Here is a 15,633-nt window from a genome sequence, read left to right on the forward strand (position 1 = left end):
CGCGCGGAGCACCGTTCACCCGGCGAATCGCCCGCTCGTTCTAGAGCCTGGGGTCGACCGGCTCCGATTCCAGGGCGAGGACGGCGAAGATTGCCTCGTGGACCCGCCACAGCGGCTCCCCGTCGGCCAGCCGGTCCAGCGCCTCCAGCCCGAGCGCGTACTCGCGCAGGGCGAGCGAGCGCTTGTGGCCGAGGAAGCGGCCGCGCAGCCGGTCCAGGTTCTCCGGGCGGGTGTACTCCGGACCGTAGATGATCCGCAGGTACTCCCGTCCGCGCACCTTGATGCCCGGCTGGACCAGCCGGCCCTTGCCGTCCCTGACGAGGGCGCCGAGCGGCTTGACGACCATGCCCTCGCCGCCGCGCCCGGTCATCTCCAGCCACCAGTCGATGCCGGAGCGGACCGATGCCTCGTCGCCGGTGTCGACGACGAGCCGCCGGGTGACCTGGAGCAGGCCGGTGGGGTCGTGCTCCACCAGCCGGTCCAGCCAGGCCAGCTGCTCGTCATGGGGTACGGAGGTGAGCGAGCGGCCCTGCACGGCGAGGATCTGGAACGGGGCCAGCCGCACCCCGTCGAGCCCCTCGGTGCTCCAGCAGTACCGGCGGTAGGCCTCGGTGAACGCGGCCGCGTCCTCGGCCCGGCCGCGCTGCCGGTCCGCGAGCGCGCCCACGTCGATCCCGCGTGCCGCAGCCGCCGAGAGCGCCCCGGTGGCGGCGGGGAACACCGCGCCCGACGCGGCACCGACCGCCGCGTACTGCGAGCGGAGCAGGCCGGCCGCCTTGAGGGACCAGGGCATCAACTCGGCGTCGAGCAGCACCCAGTCGGTGTCCCACTCCTCCCACAGCCCGGCGGCGGTGACCGCCGCGCGCAGCCGGCCGAGCACGGTCTCGGTGAGCGCGGGGTCGTCCAGGAACGGGCGCCCGGTGCGGGTGTGCAGGGAGCCCGTCGGGCCGCCCTCGCCCGCCTCCCCGGTCCCGAAGCGCTCGCGTGCCACCTCGGCGTCCCGGCAGACCAGGGCCACGGCCCGCGAGCCCATGTGCTTCTCCTCGCACACGACCCGGGCCACGCCGTCCGCCCGGTACTGCGCGAACGCCTCGGCCGGGTGCTCCAGATAGCCCTCCTCGTGCGAGGTGGCGGTCGGGGCCATGGTCGGCGGGAGGTAGGCGAGCAGCCGCGGGTCGACCGCGAACCGGCTCATGACCTCCAGCGCGGCCGCCGCGTTCTCCTCGCGGACCGCGAGGCGGCCCATGTGCCGGGTCTCCACGGTCCGGCGGCCCTGCACATCGGCGAGATCCAGCGGACGGCCCTCCCGGCCGCCCGGCGCCTCGGTGGCCAGCGGCTTCGCCGGCTCGTACCAGACCTGCTCGGCCGGTACGTCGACGAGCTCCCGCTCCGGCCAGCGCAGCGCGGTCATCCGGCCGCCGAAGACCGCTCCGGTGTCCAGGCAGATGGTGTTGTTGATCCAGGAGGTGCTGGGCACGGGGGTGTGGCCGTAGACCACGGCGGCGCGGCCCCGGTAGTCCTCCGCCCACGGGTAGCGCACGGGCAGGCCGAACTCGTCGGTCTCGCCGGTGGTGTCCCCGTACAGCGCGTGCGAGCGGACCCGGCCGGAGGTGCGGCCGTGGTACTTCTCGGGCAGGCCGGCGTGGCAGACGACGAGCCTGCCGCCGTCCAGGACGTAGTGGCTGACGAGTCCGTCGATGAACTCCCCGGCCCGCTTGCGGAACTCCGGGTCCCGGGTGTCCTCCCGCTCCAGCTGCTCGATCGTCTCGGCGAGGCCGTGGGTCTGCTGGACCTTGCGGCCCTTGAGGTAGCGGCCGAGCTTGTTCTCGTGGTTGCCGGGCACGCACAGCGCGTTGCCGTCGGCGACCATGCCCATCACGCGGCGCAGCACACCGGGGCTGTCGGGGCCCCGGTCGACGAGGTCGCCGACGAAGACCGCCGTGCGGCCCTCGGGGTGCGCCCCGTCCGCGTAGCCGAGCTTGCCGAGCAGGGTCTCCAGCTCGGAGCTGCAGCCGTGGATGTCCCCGATGATGTCGAAGGGGCCGGTGAGGTGGCGCAGGTCGTTGTAGCGGCGCTCCAGCACCACTTCGGCGTGCGCGGCCTCCTCCTCGCTGCGCAGGATGTGCACCTTGCGAAATCCCTCGCGCTCCAGGCCGCGCAGGGAGCGGCGCAGCTCGCGGCGGTGGCGCTGGACCACGTGGCGGGGCATGTCGGCGCGGTCCGGACGGGCCGCGTTGCGCGCGAGGCAGACCTCCTCGGGGAGGTCGAGGACGATCGCGATGGGCAGCACGTCGTGCTCCCGGGCCAGCCGCACGAGCTGGCGTCGGCTCTCCGGCTGGACGTTCGTGGCGTCGACGACGGTCAGCCGCCCGGCGGCCAGCCGCTTGCCCGCGATGTAGTGCAGGACGTCGAAGGCGTCGCCGCTGGCGCTCTGGTCGTTCTCGTCGTCGGCGACGAGGCCCCGGCAGAAGTCCGAGGAGACGATCTCGGTCGGCTTGAAGTGGGCGCGGGCGAAGGTGGACTTGCCCGAGCCGCTCGCCCCGATCAGGACGACGAGGGAGAGGTCGGTCACCGGCAGAGTGCGCGTGGTGTGCGGGGTGCTCTCAGGCGTGGTGCTCATGCGGCGTTCGCCTCCTTCTCGGTCTTCTCGGTCTTCTCGGTCTTCTCGGTCTTCTCGGTCGTCGTGCCGGACTTCGCGGTCTTCTCCGCGCCGTCGGCCGCGGTCAGGGTGAACACGGCGAGCTGGGTGGGCGGGCCGACCTCGGGGTCGTCGGGACCCACCGGAAGGAACTCCACCCCGTAGCCGTGCCTGCGGGCCACCGCGTCCGCCCAGCCCCGGAATTCGGCCCGGGTCCATTCGAAGCGGTGGTCGCCGTGGCGGGCGTGTCCGGCCGGGAGGGTCTCCCAGCGGACGTTGTACTCGACGTTCGGCGTGGTCACCAGAACGGTGCGGGGGCGCGCCGAGCCGAACACCGCGTACTCCAGCGCGGGCAGCCTGGGCAGGTCGAGGTGCTCGATGACCTCGCTCAGCACCGCCGCGTCGTATCCCTTCAGGCTCTTGTCCGTGTAGGTGAGCGACCCCTGCCGGAGCGTCACCCGCGCGGCCTGCCGCTCCCCCATCCGGTCCAGCTTCAGCCGGCGCGAGGCGATGGTCAGGGCGCGCATCGAGACGTCGACGCCGACGATCTCGGTGAACCGCACGTCCTTGAGCAGCGCCTGCACCAACTGGCCCTGGCCGCAGCCGAGGTCCAGCACCCGGCTCGCTCCGGCGGCGGTCAGCGCCGCCAGGATCGCGGCCCGTCGCTGCTCGGCGAGCGGGACGGGCCGCTCCTCGGTGTCGGCCGTCTCGTCCACCGCGTTGTCGATGCTCTCGACGTCGAGGTCGTCCGACTCGGCCAGCCGTACCAGCTCCAGCCGCTCCATCGCCTGCCGGGTCAGCCCCCAGCGCCGCGACAGATACCGGCTGGTGATCAGCTTCTGCTCGGGGTGGTCGGCGAGCCAGCCCTCCCCGGCCCGCAGCAGCTTGTCCACCTCGTCCGGTGCCACCCAGTAGTGCTTGGCGTCGTCGAGCACCGGCAGCAGCACGTACAGCTGGCGCAGTGCGTCCGCGAGCCTCAACTCGCCTTCCAGCACGAGCCGTACATAGCGCGAGTCGCCCCACTCGGGGAACTTCTCGTCCAGCGGTACGGCCACCGCGTCCACCCTTGACCAGCCGAGCGGGCCGAAGAGCTTGCGGACCAGCTCGGCACCACCACGGGCCGGCAGGGCGGGCACTTCGATCCGCAGCGGCAGCGGGGTCCCGGCGCGCTCGGGCATCGCCTTGCAGGTGCCGCTCAGCGCGGACTTGAAGACGGTGCTCATCGCGACGGACAGCAGCGACGACGCCGCGTAGGGGCGGTCGTTGACGTACTGCGCGAGGGCCGCGTCCGGGGCGCCGCCCCGGCCCTTGCCCTTGCCCCGCCGCACCAGCGCCACGGGATCCACCTCCAGCAGCAGCGCGGCTGTGCACCGCTCCGCGGACGCCTCGGGATAGAAGACGTGCGCGGTGCCGTGGGAGGTGGAGAACGTCTGCGCCTTCTCGGGATGCTTGTGCAGCAGGAAGCCGAGATCGGTGGCGGGACGCTCCGGGGTGCCGGTCGTACTGATCGTCAGGAACACGCGTCCGATTATGGTCGGGTTCGCTCCCTCCCACCAGGCAATTTCACCCCCTCCCCGGCCCTGCCGTCCCTCCTGTCGCTCCTCCGGCCGCCCCTCCTGCCGGCCCTGACCTCGGCCCTCCGGCGCCGAGCACGCGGGCCAGTTGCGCGACGGTGGCCGGGCCGACCCGGCAGCAGCCGCCGATCAGCCGCGCCCCGGCATCCCGCCAGGCCGTGGCCAGGCCCGCGTCGAAGGTGGCGCCCCCGGTCCATCCGCGCCCGCCCGCGTCCCAGCCCTCACCACTGTTCGGATAGGCGACCACCGGCTTCCCGGTCACCTCCGCCGCCACCCGGACCGCCTCCTCCACCTCGCGCGGGTCGCAGCAGTTGACCCCGACCGCCACCACCCCGTCGTAGGCGCCGGCGAGGGCGAACGCCTCCTCCAGCGGCTGCCCGGCCCTGGTCCATCCCCCGGCCACGGTGTAGGAGAGCCACACCGGCAGCCCGCACCCCTCCGCCGTCCGCAGCAGCGCTCTCGCCTCGACCATGTCCGGCACCGTCTCCAGCGCCAGCACATCCGGCCCGGCGGCGGCCAGCGCCTCGATCCGGGGGCGGTGGAACCGCTCCAGCTCCCGGACCGAGAGCCCGTACCGGCCCCGGTACTCCGCGCCGTCCGCCGTCACCGCCCCGTACGGGCCGACGGAGGCCGCGACCCAGACGTCCCGCTCCACCGCACCGGCGGCCCTCCGGGCCAGCTCGACACTGCGGGCGAAGAGCCCCGCCGCCTCCGCCTCCGCGATCCCGCGCCGCCGGAACCCCTCGAAGCTCGCCTGGTAGCCGGCGGTGATGAGCACCTGCGCACCCGCCCGCACATAGGCCGTGTGCGCCGCCTCGATCTGCCCGGGTCCGTCGGCGAGCAGCCGGGCGGACCACAGCGCGTCGGACAGATCGCAGCCCTGCGCCTCCAGTTGGCTGGAGAGCCCGCCGTCGAGCAGGACCGTCCCCGCCGCGAGGGCGGCGGCGAGGGGGCGGGAGGCGGATGACACAGGTGCTCCTCTCAGCCGAGCTGGGACTGGACCTGGGAGGAGATCAGTTCCAGGTGGTCCAGGTCGTCGAGGTCCAGGACCTGGAGGTAGATCCGGGAGGCCCCGATGGCTGCGAACCGGCCGATCTTGTCGACCACTTCGGCGGGCGAGCCCGCGAGTCCGTTGGCCTTCAGCTCCGCCACGTCCCGGCCGATGACGGCGGCACGGCGGGCCACCTCCGCATCGTCCTTCCCGACACAGACGACCAGGGCGTTGGAGTACACCAGGTCGTCCGGCCCGCGTCCCGCCGCCGCGGCCGCCTCCCTGACCCGGCCGAACTGCTTCTCGCTGTCCTCCAGCGAGGCGAACGGGATGTTGAACTCGTCGGCGTACTGCGCGGCCAGCCTCGGCGTCCGCTTCGCACCGTGGCCGCCGATCAGCACCGGCACCTTGGCCTGGGCCGGCTTGGGCAGCGCGGGCGAGTCCGTGAGCTGGTAGTACGTCCCGTCATAGCTGAACGTCTTGCCGACCTCGGTCGCCCACAGCCCGGTGACGATCGCGAGCTGCTCCTCCAGCCTGCCGAACTTCTCCTTGGGGAACGGGATGCCGTACGCCTTGTGCTCCTCCTCGAACCAGCCTGCCCCCAGGCCGAGTTCGACCCGGCCGCCGGACATCTGGTCGACCTGCGCCACCTGGATGGCGAGCACTCCGGGGAGCCGGAAGGTCCCCGCCGTCATCAGGGTGCCGAGGCGGATGCGCTTGGTCTCGCGCGCCAGCCCGGCCAGCGTGATCCACGCGTCCGTCGGGCCGGGCAGGCCGTCGCCCTGGCCCATGCGCAGATAGTGGTCGGAACGGTAGAAGGCGTCGAAGCCGAGGTCCTCAGTGGCCTTGGCGACGGTGAGCAGGGTGTCGTAGCTCGCCCCTTGCTGGGGCTCGGTGAAGATTCGAAGATCCATGCCTCCATCCTGCACCTCCCCGTGCCCGTCATCCCTCTGCCACCCCCAGGTCGGCCGACGGCCCGACCGGTCCGTGGAGCACGCCGTGCGGGCCGTCCCACTCGCGCCCGCGCTCCAGGTCCTCCAGGCGCTCGCGGTCCCGCTCGTCGAGCAGCCGGATCATGCCGCGCACCCGGTCCGTCGACTCGTCGGCGGCGTCGATCGCCTCCATGCACTGCCAGTACAGGCTCTGCTCGTCGGTCTCGCACGCCACCCCGACCAGGGCTATCCCGACCTCGCCGAGCAGCGTGCCCAGACCTGTCAGGGCCGCGCGCGGATCGGCGACTTCGGAGAGCTGCGCCGCGCGGGCCACTCCCGCCCGGGCCGCCGGGTGGTCCAGGGCGCCGTTGCTCCGCCCGCCGATCTCGCTGAGGCCGCTCGCCTCGCCCCGTAACGCCTTGGGGCCGCTCGCCGCCAGCCGGCTCCCGATGGCCTGCGCCAGGGCCTGTGCCTGCCAGGCCTCGGCGATGATGTCCGGTGTGCCCCGGCTCTGCGCCAGGGCCTTCCTGATGACCGCTACCAGCCGCTCCGCTTCCATCCGATGCCCCCGCTCGACCCGAAAACCCGCTCACCTCTTCCATTACCCACAGTGAGGGTGGTGGTACCGAAAGGCCAGAGGATTTCGGAAATCTGTGGACACTCGATCGACTGTGGAGAAGTCGATCACTCCGAAGAGTGACGATCTTGGCGTTCCGTTGCCCCGGGCACCGGAAAACGCCCCTCATTCCGCTCGATCTTGGCCGCCAGCGCGGCCAGGACATCGATGTCCAGCACTTCGCAGAACTGCAGCAGATAGGCGAGCACATCGGCCACCTCGTCGGCGACCCTGGGCGCCGTGACGGGGTCCCGCATCACGCCGGCCGACTGCTCCGGCGTCAGCCACTGGAAGATCTCGACGAGTTCGGCGGCCTCGACGCTCAGCGCGGAGGCCAGGTTCTTCGGGGTGTGGTACTGCTCCCAGTCGCGCGCCGCCGCGAACGCGGCGAGCCGTTTCTGAAGCGTACGTACATCGAGTTCGGTCACGACACCAGGTCTATCACCGTCGGTCGGCGCGCCCGGCAGCGCTGTCCGGGACCGCCGTCCCGGCCCTCGTCGGGCCGGGACGGCACCCGGTCGTACAGGCCGCAGGGCCCTCTCCGCACGCCCTAGGCGCCCGGCACGCCCGCCGCCGTCACGCCCTCGACCTCCATGCCGACGGGCGACAGCAGGAAGACGTTGCGGTCCACCCGGTGCATCCCGCTGCCGAGGCCGAAGACGACCCCGCTGGTGAAGTCCAGGATCCGCTTGGCCACATCGGACTCCGCGCCGGTCAGGTCGAGCAGGACCGGGACCTGGCCGACCAGGTACTCGGCGACCTCGCGCGCGTCCGCGAAGACCTGGACCCGCAGGACGACCATGCGCCGCTGCTCGACGCTCTCCTGCTCGTCCTGCACCGTGCGGTGGTCGACCCTGGAAGGCCACTCGTTGCGGCTGCGCAGCGGTACGACCTGGGCCAGCCCCTCCCACTGCTCGTCCGTGACGTCGTACCTGCTCACCGGACCACCCCGTCTGTGCTTCGGTTGGCGTTGCGCCGGCTGCGCTCACTGTTCATCGGGCGATTGTCTCGCCCCTCACCCGTTCGGCCTACCAGCGACACGGCTCAGGAACCGATCGACGCGGACTCGATGCGCTCCGGCGGGCCGGTGGTGACGGTGGTGTCGAGCGGGGTGAACCGGACCGGGAGATGCGCCAGCGCCCGGTGGAAGGGGCCGGGCCGCCACAGCAGTTCGTCCACCGGGACGGACAGTTCCGCGTCGCACAGCTGGCTGGTGAGCTGCTCGATCGCGGTCATCGCGATGAGCAGCGCCGGCTGCTTGGCCGGGCACCGGTGCGGTCCCGCCGACCAGGCGAGGTGGGCGCTGGCCCCGGAGCGGGCCCCGGCGTCCGGAGCGGCCGGGGCGGACTGGGTGTTGGCGGCGCCGAAGGAGACCAGCACGAGCTGCCCGGCGCGCAGCCGTACGCCGTGGAACTCGGTGTCGTGGCGCGGGTAGTGCGCGGCCAGGTTGGCCAGCGGCGGGTCCTGCCACAGCACCTCGTTGATCGCCTCGTGCGCGGTCATCGCTCCCCCGTGCAGCGAGCCCGCGTACCGCTCGTCGGTGAGCATGTGGAGGGTGGCGTTGCCGATCAGGTTGGTCGTGGGGTCGTGGCCCGCGCTCATCACCAGGGTGATCTGGCGCACCGTCTCGTCGTTGTCGAGCCGGGCCGGGTGGGCCAGAAAGTACGAGGTCAGGTCGCGGCGCGGCCGGGCCCGCCGGTCGGCGACGAGGCGGGTGACGACCTCGACGAGGTCGGCGTACGCGGCGGCGGCGTCCTGCGCCGAGTTCATCATGCCGCCGATGCCGTCGACGATCCGTTCGCCGTCCTCGGGGCCGACCCCGAACCAGCTGGCGAAGACGTGCAGCGGGAGCCGCCGGGCGTACTGGGCGATGAGGTCGCCGGTGCCGGTGGCGGCGAACTCGGCGATGAGCTGCTGCGCGACCCTGGCCACGTCCGCGCGCAGGATGTGCGGTTCGATCAGTGCCAGGGTGTCGTTGATGGCGTCGCGGTAGCGGGCGTGCTCGGCGCCGTCGCTGAACAGCGCGGTGGGGCGGTGGCCGAGCACGGGCAGCACCGGCGAGTCCGGCGCCACCGTCCGCTGCCAGGCGCGCGGGTCCTTGCTGAAGGTGTGGGTGTCGCGCAGCAGGTCGATGGCCGCCTGGTAGTCGGTGACGAGCATCGCCTCGACGTCGGGCGCGATCCGGACGGGCGCGAGCGGGCCCGCCTCGCGCAGCCTGCGGTAGTGGCCGTGCGGATCGGCCGCGAAGGCGGGGCCGTACAGCGCGAGGGGCTGCGGCGGCGGAACGTACGGAGTCATGACGGGTCCTCGGGCTGCGGCAGTCGGGTCAGCACGTGTTCGGCCAGCGCGATCAGGGCGTCGATGCTGCCCCGGCGCTCCCTGGCGTCGCACTGGACGAGCGGTGTCGCCTCGTCGAGGTCGAGGTGTTTGCGCAGGACCTCGTCGCTGTGCGCAGGGGCGTCCGGGAAGCGGTTGACCGCGACGGCGTACGGCAGCCCCTGTTCCTCGACCATGTCCATGACGGCGAAGGAGTCGCCGAGCCGCCGGGTGTCCACCAGGACGAGCGCGCCCAGCGCGCCGCGCGCGATGTCCTCCCAGAGCGGCAGGAACCGCTCCTGCCCCGGCGTGCCGAACATGTAGAGCACGAGGTCGTCCGGGACGGTCAGCCGGCCGAAGTCGATCGCGACCGTGGTCGTGGTCTTCTCGGGGAGTCCGGCGGTGTCGTCGAGCCGCGTGCTGGACTGGGTCATCGCCTCTTCGGTGTGGAGCGTGGCGATCTCCGAGAGGGTGCGGATCAGGGTCGTCTTGCCCACGCCGAAGGGACCCGTGACGACGAGTTTCATCAGGGTCCGGGCGGCGGCCGGCAGATAGCCGACGTCCGTCCGGTCAGGGCAGGGAGCGGAGTCCAACGAGCAGCCTCTCGACGAGCGACCGGTCGATCTCCCCGGCACTGGGTATCGGCGGTCGGGTGAGCAGAAGTCCGGTGGCCGCGAGGTCCGTGGCCAGGAAGACGGTGGCGCTGACCGGCAGGCCCAGATGGGCCGCGCACTCGACCACGGTGAGCGCGCCCGGTTCCAGCAGGGCGCACAGCCGGCGCTGCTGGGTGCCGGTGTCCTCGGGCAGGGCGGCGTCGGTGCGCACGAGCACGGCGAGCCGGTCGAGCGCGGGGCCGGCGGGCCGGGAGCGGCCGCCGGTGACCAGATAGGCGGGGATCAGACGGCGTCCCGGTCCTGGGGTCATGGCCGGGCGGCGGTGTCCGGTTGGCGGGCGGGTGCGTGCATCGCCCGGGTGAGGGCGGTGACCTGCACCTGCATCTGGTAGGCGATGTCGCCGAGTTTGGCGCCGGGTTCGGCGAACAGGGCGAGGGTGGTGTTGCGGCCCGCCGGTACGACGATGGCGAAGCCGAGGTCGGACTCGACGACGGTCTGGGCCAGTTGCGGGGCCTCGACGTCGGTGAAGGCGGTGGTGAAGGCGCGGGCCGCTGCGTGCAGGGTGGCCGTCATCGCGGCGACCCGTTCACCGGACGCCCGGTCGAGGCCGGGTGAGGCGCCCTCGACGAGGCCGTCACCGGTGGCGACCACGGCGTGCTGGACTCCGGGCAGTTCCAGCAGCGGGGTCAGCACCCATGCGAGGTCACCTGAGGTGGGGGTGGGGGCGCTCACGTCTCGTCGTCTCCTTGGTCGTCCTGGTCGTCCTGGTGGTCGTGGCCGTCCGCATCCGGCGCGGTGGCCCGTCCGACGACGCTCCTGCCGTTGAGGGTGCCCTGCTGGAGCGCCGCCCAGGAAGCCTCCGCCTGCTCCGGTGTACGGGACACCTGTCCGGCGGGCGGGGCGGGGGCGGCGACGGCGGCCGGCACGGGGCGCGGTGTCCGCCGGCGTCTGCTGGGGAGCACGGAGGGCTCCTCGGGGGCGCGGGCGGGAGCCGGGGCACGCGGGCCGGCCTCGGTGGGCGCCGCCGCCGGTGCGACGGGGGCCGATACCGGCGCGGGTGCCAGGGCGGAGAGGTCGCGGTCCTCGTCGAGCACGGTGAGCAGATGTGCGGGAACGCGCAGGATCGTCCGCATGCCGCCGAACGGCGAGGCCTCGATGTGGCAGTGGAAGCCGTACTGCACGACGAGCCGGCCGACCACCGCGAACCCGGTCTGCGGAGGGTCGCCCAGCTCGGTCAGCAGCACCTCGGAGGGGCCGGCCAGCAGGGCGCGGGCCCGTTCGAGGGCGTCCTCGTCCATGCCGATGCCGGCGTCGTCGACGACCAGGAACGCGCCCCGGCCGCCGCCCTGCTGGATCGTCACCTGTACGTCGGTGTCGGGGTGCGAGTAGGCGGTGGCGTTGGCAAGCAGCTCGGCGAGCGCGATGGCGAGGGGTTCGGCGGCGCGGGCGGCGAGCGAGAGCCGTTCGTCCCGCAGATGGTTGGCGACCTTGATCCGCTCGTATCCGGCCACCCGGGACTGGGCGCCGAGCACGATCTCGACGAGCGGCGAGTTCTGCCGGGCGAGGCCGGGCCAGGCGTCGCAGAGGACGGCGGTGGACTGGGTGCGGCGCAGCGCAAGTTCGTTGCGGAAGTCCAGTTGCAGGATGCGCGGGTCGTCGTACTCGTGCTGGAGCTCGTGCAGCAGCTGCTGGGACTGGTTCAGCAGGGACTGGATCTTGGCCGAGGTGCCCCGCATCGCGGCGCGGGCGGCGGCGTCGACGCGCTGCCGCTCCTCCAGGACGGCGGTCCTGGCCGCCTGGACGGCCTCGGTGAGCAGCGCGGCGGCGCCGCCGTCGACCTCGGCCGCCTCGCGCAGTCCGGGGACCTGGGCGCTGGGGTGGGAGAGGGCGAGCGCGGTGGCCGGGATGCGGCGGCGGGCCAGCTGCCGGATCTCCTCGACGAGCGCCTCGGTACGGGCCTCGGCGGCCTTGGCCTGGCGCTCGGCGATCTCGGTGCCGGCCGCGGCCAGCTGCTCCGAGCGGATGGCCCGGTACATGCGCGTCGACGTCGCCACGGCGGCGACGACGGCGATCACTGCCACGATCCAACCCATGCCGTTACCGCGTTCCTTCCGTCGGGCCGGTCCGTCGGCCGGGGCGGCCAGGGACCGGGTGGTCAGCCGACCGGATCAGCCGTCTCACGGGCCCGCTCCACTTCTTGTGCGACCGCGGCGACATCGGTCATGACCTGGACGACGCTGCGCCGCTCGGAGCCGTCTAGCTGCCGGTACTCGCTGCCGATGGTGACCACCAGCCGCTCGGGGAGCCCCAGTTCGGGGTGGCGTCCCTCGCCGATCACCCGGCGGGCGGCCTCGACGGCGGGGACCCCGGCGGCGTGGAAGGCGTGCGCGCGCTCCTGTACGTGTTCGAGGTAGCCGATGTGCTCGCGCACGCCGGCCCGGTCGAGTACGGGCCCGTGGCCGGGGACGACGGTCTCGGCGCCGGTGGCGAGCACCTGCTCGCAGGCCCCGATGACGTTACTCAGCGGCCCCTCCCAGTGGATCGGGTGGTCGCCGGGCTGCTGGGGCGAGGAGGAGAAGATGATGTCGCCGCTGAACACCACGCCCTGGGCGGGCAGGTGGACCATCAGGTCGCCGGTGGTGTGCGCGGGCGGCAGGGCGGTGATCCGGACGGGGTAGTCGCCCAGGGTCAGTTCGAGTTCGCCGGTGAAGTAGGTGGTGGGGCGCACCGGTTCGGTCTCCGACCAGTCGAACGGGCCGAAGTGGCGGCCCAGGTAGGCGCCGAGCGGGGTGGCCGGATCGCCGCCGGTCACCAGGGCGTGCTGCTGCTGCGGGGTGGGCTCGTAGTGGATGTGCTCCCTGGCCTCGCGCGTCACGATGATCTCGGCGTCCGGGAGCACTCCCGCGCCCCAGAAGTGGTCGCCGTTGGCGTGGGTGACGACGACCCGGTCGATGGAGACGCCGTCGGGGAGCCGCTTGGTGCTCTCGGCAAGGAACTGTCCGGCCAGCACCGGGTCGTACGGGGTGTCGATCCAGAGCGCGCCGCGCGGCGAGACGAGGAGGCCGCAGTTGGCCAGCCCCCAGCCCCGCTTCGGCGGAAGCCATGCGTACAGGCCTCGGCCCAGGTCAACGAAGTCCCCCACCGTGATCGACATGGACGCGATTATGCCGACCGGTTTCCGGTCGCGCGTTCGATACCGGCCACAACGACCCTTCATTGGCGTGAAATCGCCCTCACCCCGCCTTCGGAGGGGTCGACCGGTGACCGTACGAGAGCAGGGGAACCCGCCCCCGTACGGAATCTTCCGGACGATCAGGACGCAAGCGCCCGGACCGGCCCGGCTCCGTCACCGGTGCGCAACCGGCCGCCGTCAAACCGGGAGGGGCCGATTACCCACCGAGCATGGCCGAAAACCGATGCCACCGTGCTCCTAGGACGCGGGGACGTTCCACCGCTGGTTGGTGCCGCCGTGGCAGTCCCACAGGTCCAGCGCGGTCCCGTTCGCGGTGGCGCCGCCGGGTACGTCGAGGCAACGGCCGGACGCCTTGTTGACGAGGGCGTGGGCGGAGCTGTCGTACGTCCACTGCCGGGCCGGGTCGGTGACGGCCCCGCCCGCGCCCGGGCCTGCGCAGTCGCGCACCCGTACGGCCGCTCCGTTGCCCGTGCCCTCGGCGGCCAGGCAGTAGTCCGAGGGCAGCCGCAGGGTGCCGTCGGCCGCTCGCACCCAGGCCTGGTTGGCGCCGCCCGAGCAGCTGTAGAGGTCGGCCGTCGTACCGTCCGCGACACCCCCGGACGCGTCCAGGCACTTGTCGGCGAGCCCGGTCACCGCGCCGCGCACCGAGTTCCCCACGGCCAGGTTCTGCACCGTGGCGTCGGCGGCGACATCGGTGCGGGTCATGGACGCGCAGGCGTTGCCGCTGTTGGAGGTGGCGGCCACCGCGCCGGTGACCGTACCGCCGTTGCCGGTCGGGACCCCGAAGCGGGCGTCGCTGAACGGCTGGTCGTAGCAGGTGGCGCGCGGGTCGTTCCACTCGAAGTACTCGGTCCAGTCGACCATTCCGGACGGCGAGATGGCGGTGGCCGGTGTCTTGATCCTGCCGAGCCGGTACGCGGTGCCCGTGGCGGTGTCCGTGACCGTGGCGCCGAACCAGCCCTCGCCCTCGGCGGCGACCCGGAACGTGTAGCGGTGGCCGGCGGTCCAGTCGAGGTTCAGCCGGCAGCTCATGCCCTCGCCCTCGCCGCCGAAGTCCTGGCACCAGCTTCCGGCGGAGCCGGCCTCGGCCTCGGAGACGTCCCAGACGGAGAAGAGGAGCGTGCGCTTCGACCCTCCGTTGGACTGCATCCCGATGTAGGCGCCGTTGCCCTGGTCGAAGCCGAACTGATGGCTCCAGAAGACGTTGGCCCGGTATCCGGGGTCGTGCAGGACGGTGGTGGACCAGGTGACCTCGGTCAGCCTCGGCGCACCGGAGAAGGAGTAGTTGGTGTACGTGCCGGGGGTCGTGCCGATGTCCGCGGCCTGGGTGGGGGCGGCCGTGGCGAGCAGGGCCAGGGCGGCTGCGGCGGCCGTGGCGGTGAAGGTGCTGAACAAGTGGCGCGGATTCATGCGGTGCACCTGCTTCTGATGGGGGGAACGGGGATCGTTGCTCTTGCCCGCACCGGCCCGGGGAGGGCGTGGGTGCGTCCCGTGCGGTGAAACCCGCCGGACAGGGCCGTGCGGCGGCCCTGTCCGGCCTTCCCGGTCAGATCCTCAAGAGCGGACCTGGCCGCGTTCGAAGTACGCGACCAGCTCCGGGTCGAGGGCGGGCACGTCGTACGGCGCACCGCCCTCGCGCAGGGAGCGGGTCGCGAGCACACCGGCGGCGACGCTCATCCGGGCGGCGACCGGCGAGGTGTCGGTGACGCCCCCGTCGCGCACGAACCGGCAGAACTCCGCCATGATCCGGGTGTCCCCGCCGCCGTGCGAGCCGCCGGCCTCCGGGACCCGGTAGGTGATGTCGGCGTCGGCACGGTAGCCGCTGGGGCCGGTGTTCCAGACCTTGACCTCGTCACCGGGGCTGTCGCCGAAGTTCTCCAGCCGCCCCTCGGTGCCGATGACGGTGTAGTTGCGCCAGTAGTCCGGGGTGAAGTGGCACTGCTGGTAAGCGGCGACGACGCCGTTGTCGAGCTGCATGTTCATCACCGAGACGTCCTCGACGTCGACGATGTGGTGCAGGTCCTTGCGGGCCGTCGGCGGCCAGTCGAACTCGCGCAGCCAGTTGTCCGGGCGCGGGGTGTCGGGCTCGCGGCGCGGCAGGCTGCCGTAGACGAGCAGGTCGCCCAGCGCGTTGACGCGCTGTGTGTAGCCGCCGGCCAGCCAGTGCAGCACGTCGATGTCGTGCGCGGCCTTCTGGAGGAGCAGCCCGGTGGTGCGGGTGCGGTCGGCGTGCCAGTCCTTGAAGTAATAGTCGCCGCCGTAGCCCACGAAGTGGCGCACCCAGACGGCCTTGGGCTCGCCGATGTCGCCGCCGGCGATGATGTCGCGCATCAGCCGCACGACGCCCATGTGCCGCATGTTGTGGCCGACGTAGAGCCGGGTCCCGGTCTCGTACGCCGCCCGCAGGACGTTGTCGCAGCTCTCGACGGTGATGCCGAGCGGCTTCTCGACGAAGACCGCCTTGCCGGCCCGCAGGGCGTCGATCGCGATGGCCTCGTGGGTGTCGTCCGGCGTCGCGACGATGACGGCGTCGAGGTCGTCCCGGCCGAGGAGCAGCTTGTAGTCCTCGACCGCGACCTCGGTGCCGAAGCGCTCGGCCTCGCGCCGGCGCACCTCGGGGTCGAGGTCGCAGACGGCGGTGATCGCCGATCCCTGGCCGGGGTGGTGGGCGGACGTCGCGATGGATCGGCGCAGGCCGAGCCCGATGACGCCGAGTCGCAGGTCTGACACGGGGGTCCCTTCGGTATGTGCGGGTCGTG

The 15,633-nt window shown here is 72.7% G+C and carries 15 protein-coding genes; all 15 read right to left on the reverse strand.

The features are described 5' to 3' along the window. Positions 1–40: 40 nt before the first annotated feature. Positions 41–2,620, reverse strand: coding sequence for a polynucleotide kinase-phosphatase (locus RLT58_RS08210; protein ID WP_311309738.1), 2,580 nt, complete (start codon positions 2,618–2,620; stop codon positions 41–43). Then, positions 2,617–4,158 carry a 3' terminal RNA ribose 2'-O-methyltransferase Hen1 gene (locus tag RLT58_RS08215; RefSeq protein WP_311309739.1) on the reverse strand — a complete coding sequence of 514 codons (1,542 nt, stop codon included), beginning with the start codon at positions 4,156–4,158 and terminating at the stop codon, positions 2,617–2,619. Before RLT58_RS08215 ends, RLT58_RS08210 begins: the two co-directional genes overlap by 4 nt. 43 nt (positions 4,159–4,201) lie before the next feature. Then, positions 4,202–5,182 carry a homocysteine S-methyltransferase gene (mmuM, locus tag RLT58_RS08220; protein WP_311309740.1) on the reverse strand — a complete coding sequence of 327 codons (981 nt, stop codon included), beginning with the start codon at positions 5,180–5,182 and terminating at the stop codon, positions 4,202–4,204. An 11-nt stretch (positions 5,183–5,193) separates the two neighbouring features. Then, positions 5,194–6,117, reverse strand: a complete 924-nt coding sequence (locus tag RLT58_RS08225) for an LLM class F420-dependent oxidoreductase (RefSeq protein ID WP_311309741.1) — start codon at positions 6,115–6,117, stop codon at positions 5,194–5,196. A 28-nt stretch (positions 6,118–6,145) separates the two neighbouring features. Next, a complete protein-coding gene (locus RLT58_RS08230) occupies positions 6,146–6,694 on the reverse strand; it encodes a DUF6099 family protein (RefSeq protein ID WP_311309742.1) in 549 nt (182 codons plus the stop codon). A 125-nt stretch (positions 6,695–6,819) separates the two neighbouring features. Further along, positions 6,820–7,179: a nucleotide pyrophosphohydrolase gene (locus RLT58_RS08235; RefSeq protein WP_311309743.1), complete on the reverse strand. Its 360-nt coding sequence runs from the start codon at positions 7,177–7,179 to the stop codon at positions 6,820–6,822. Between the two features lie 122 nt (positions 7,180–7,301). Continuing rightward, positions 7,302–7,691 carry a cell division protein SepF gene (locus RLT58_RS08240; protein ID WP_311309744.1) on the reverse strand — a complete coding sequence of 130 codons (390 nt, stop codon included), beginning with the start codon at positions 7,689–7,691 and terminating at the stop codon, positions 7,302–7,304. A 104-nt stretch (positions 7,692–7,795) separates the two neighbouring features. Beyond that, entirely contained in the window at positions 7,796–9,049 is a 1,254-nt protein-coding gene (locus RLT58_RS08245; RefSeq protein WP_311309745.1) for a cytochrome P450 family protein, read from the reverse strand. After that, a complete protein-coding gene (locus RLT58_RS08250) occupies positions 9,046–9,660 on the reverse strand; it encodes a GTP-binding protein (RefSeq protein ID WP_311309746.1) in 615 nt (204 codons plus the stop codon). The genes RLT58_RS08245 and RLT58_RS08250 overlap by 4 nt, the downstream gene beginning before the upstream one ends. Further along, positions 9,638–9,991, reverse strand: a complete 354-nt coding sequence (locus RLT58_RS08255; protein WP_311309747.1) for a DUF742 domain-containing protein — start codon at positions 9,989–9,991, stop codon at positions 9,638–9,640. Before RLT58_RS08255 ends, RLT58_RS08250 begins: the two co-directional genes overlap by 23 nt. Next, a complete protein-coding gene (locus RLT58_RS08260; RefSeq protein ID WP_311309748.1) occupies positions 9,988–10,413 on the reverse strand; it encodes a roadblock/LC7 domain-containing protein in 426 nt (141 codons plus the stop codon). Before RLT58_RS08260 ends, RLT58_RS08255 begins: the two co-directional genes overlap by 4 nt. Continuing rightward, on the reverse strand, positions 10,410–11,762 hold the full coding sequence (locus RLT58_RS08265; RefSeq protein WP_311309749.1) for an ATP-binding protein: 1,353 nt from the start codon (positions 11,760–11,762) through the stop codon (positions 10,410–10,412). Before RLT58_RS08265 ends, RLT58_RS08260 begins: the two co-directional genes overlap by 4 nt. Positions 11,763–11,836: 74 nt before the next feature. Further along, a complete protein-coding gene (locus RLT58_RS08270; protein ID WP_311309750.1) occupies positions 11,837–12,835 on the reverse strand; it encodes an MBL fold metallo-hydrolase in 999 nt (332 codons plus the stop codon). A 276-nt stretch (positions 12,836–13,111) separates the two neighbouring features. After that, a complete protein-coding gene (locus RLT58_RS08275; RefSeq protein WP_311309751.1) occupies positions 13,112–14,284 on the reverse strand; it encodes a ricin-type beta-trefoil lectin domain protein in 1,173 nt (390 codons plus the stop codon). Positions 14,285–14,428: 144 nt separating this feature from the next. Further along, positions 14,429–15,604: a Gfo/Idh/MocA family protein gene (locus tag RLT58_RS08280; RefSeq protein WP_311309752.1), complete on the reverse strand. Its 1,176-nt coding sequence runs from the start codon at positions 15,602–15,604 to the stop codon at positions 14,429–14,431. Positions 15,605–15,633 lie beyond the last annotated feature (29 nt).

Origin of the sequence: Streptomyces sp. ITFR-16 (assembly GCF_031844705.1) — a bacterium.
GTDB lineage: Bacteria > Actinomycetota > Actinomycetes > Streptomycetales > Streptomycetaceae > Streptomyces.